The sequence below is a fragment of the Streptomyces sp. NPDC027189 genome (assembly GCF_055566975.1).
Genome location: NZ_JBVHRI010000096.1, coordinates 1 through 1,057, shown reverse-complemented (window position 1 = coordinate 1,057; position 1,057 = coordinate 1). Strand labels below are relative to the sequence as shown.

Sequence of the window (1,057 nt, the reverse complement as noted above, 5' to 3'; positions counted from 1 at the left end):
TTCACCGTCCGCTTCGACTCCATCGAAGCACCCTGACACCCACCAGCGTCACAGCACCCGCTCGACCCGCACCTCACCCATTATTTTCGGACCAGGAGACACGTGCGTTCACTCCCGCCCTCAGGGTGTCGGCTGTGGTCTGGTGGCTGCGAAGCCGGTAGGACGGGCCGTCGATGCCGGCGACCGCCGCCCGGTGCAGAAGCCGGTCGAGCATCGCAGCCGCGACCGTGGCGTCCCCGAACGCGCCGGCCCAGTCAGCGATCCCGACATTGGTTGTCAAGATCGTTGACGATTTCAGAGACCTCTGGTTGATCACCTGGAACAGCGCCGAGGCACCGTCCTCGGGCAGCGGGAGATACCCGAGCTCGTCGATGATCAACAGCTTCGGGCCCGCGAAGAAGTTCATGCAGGTCTTCCACCGGCCCTCAAGCGCGGCCTTGTGGCACTTGGCCGCGAGCTCGGCGGCGGTCGTGAAGTAGACGCGGTTGCCGGCCTCGACCGCGGCCCGCCCGAGCGCGACGGACAGCATGGTCTTGCCCACTCCGGGCGGCCCCACGAACAGGACGTTGGAAGCGTCGTCGAGGAAGCGCAGGGTGGCCAGGTCGCGGATGAGTTTCTCGTCGACGCCCGGCTGGGCGGCGAAGTCGAAGTCGTTCAGGGTCCAGGGCTCGGGCAGGCAGGCGAATCGCAGCCGGGCTGCCAACCGTCGGGCCTCGGTGGCCTCGACCTCGATCTCCAGCAGCCGTTCCAGGGCCGCGGTCAGCGACATCCGCTCAGCGCGGGCCTGATCACAGACCCGGTTCAACGCCTCGGCGGCGTCGTTGAGTTTGAGATAGGACAGATGGCCCCGCAGCTGCTGGAAGCGGCGTGCTTCGCTCATCTGCATCGGCGATGTACTCACTCCTTGTTCTCCTCCTTCGGTGAGGGAACACTCCGCAGCCGGTCGGCCACGGCGGCATAGTGGGACAGGTCGATCACGACCCGTTCGGCCGGGTCACCCGCGGCCTGCTGCCCGCGCAGCCGCTCGGCCTCCGCGAGAGCGGCCTGCGACGGCGGG

Annotated in this window: 1 protein-coding gene; it reads right to left on the bottom strand. The window is 67.8% G+C overall.

All coding sequences use genetic code 11. The annotated features are described in order from the left end of the window. Positions 1 to 73: 73 nt before the first annotated feature. A complete protein-coding gene (istB, locus tag ACZ4RZ_RS50355) occupies positions 74 to 901 on the bottom strand; it encodes an IS21-like element helper ATPase IstB (RefSeq protein WP_467754388.1) in 828 nt (275 codons plus the stop codon). Positions 902 to 1,057: the final 156 nt, after the last annotated feature.